The sequence below is a fragment of the Parageobacillus caldoxylosilyticus NBRC 107762 genome (assembly GCF_000632715.1).
Classification (GTDB): Bacteria; Bacillota; Bacilli; order Bacillales; family Anoxybacillaceae; genus Saccharococcus; species Saccharococcus caldoxylosilyticus.
On sequence record NZ_BAWO01000117.1, the window covers coordinates 1 to 1,303 of the forward strand.

The 1,303-nt window shown below is 39.8% G+C and carries 2 protein-coding genes; both read left to right on the top strand.

Translation table 11 applies throughout. The features are described from left to right. On the top strand, window positions 1–935 hold a 935-nt coding region (locus GCA01S_RS18875), incomplete at its 5' end, for a diguanylate cyclase (RefSeq protein WP_042412555.1). 175 nt (window positions 936–1,110) lie between these two features. Further along, a partial coding sequence (locus GCA01S_RS20745) for a hypothetical protein (RefSeq protein ID WP_217994791.1) occupies window positions 1,111–1,303 on the top strand: 193 nt, incomplete at its 3' end.

Sequence of the window (1,303 nt, forward strand, 5' to 3'; positions counted from 1 at the left end):
ACAATTTGCTACGGACAGGAATAGAAGACAAAAATTACATTGCGGCCCGTTACGGCGGTGAAGAGTTTGCGCTTTTAATGCCGAATACGACGAAGGAAGAGGCGCATGTTTTTTTAGATCGGCTGCGCAAACAAGTTAATGACACATATTTTCCTGGGGTGGAGCATATTCCTTACCGTTGTCTTTCTTTTTCCTGCGGGATTGCGGAAATGGAAAAAGGAATGTATGACAGCGGTGAGTTGATTCATAAAGCGGACCAAGCGCTTTATTATGCAAAAGCGCAAGGGAAAAACAATGTGCAAATCTACAATGAGCACAACATCTGTCTTGATGAAATAAGGTTTAAACAAGATTTAGACACGCTGGAGCAGCAAGTAAAGTTTTTTTTATCTAAGGACGTTTATACATATCGCCATAGCAAACGCGTCTTCAAATATGCGCTCGAGTTCAGCAAGCAGCTTGATTTAACGGATCATGAAAAGCAGACGCTAATTTTAGGCGCGCTTATTCACGATATTGGAAAAATCGAAGTGCCACGTGATATTTTGAATAAAGAAGAAAAATTGACTTCGCATGAGTGGGAAATTGTAAAAAAGCATGTCACATGGGGAAAAGAAATTATTGCTGCGGAAAAACAATTTGATGATTTAATTCCGCTTGTCGAGCTTCATCATGAACGCTATGATGGAAAAGGATATCCATACGGACTGAAAGGTCAGGAAATTCCCAAACTTGCTCGTATTTTAACTATTATTGATTCGTTCGATGCGATGACGACAGAACGGCCGTATCAGTGCACGAAAACGTTTGAAGAAGCGATTGCAGAGATCGAGCGGTGCGCTGGAACGCAGTTTGATCCTTTGTATGCGAAAATGTTTACCGAGTTTGTTCAAACGAATTATTTGCCGCGTTTACAGAGGCATGCGCCAAGTTAAGAATTTTTTTGTACACTTGCCAGTTTGGCAGGTGTTTTTTTATTGTATTCACAATTTGTTCACGATCCGTTCAAACATCGTTCACTTATTCTGGAAAAAAAGTGATTTTTTGCACAGTTTGCGTTTAGTCCCACTAGCTATAATGTTGGCGGATTTTCAAAAAGAAAGGAGAGGCATGCGCCAAGTTAAGAATTTTTTTGTACACTTGCCAGTTTGGCAGGTGTTTTTTTATTGTATTCACAATTTGTTCACGATCCGTTCAAACATCGTTCACTTATTCTGGAAAAAAAGTGATTTTTTGCACAGTTTGCGTTTAGTCCCACTAGCTATAATGTTGGCGGATTTTCAAAAAGAAAGGAGCATTCCTG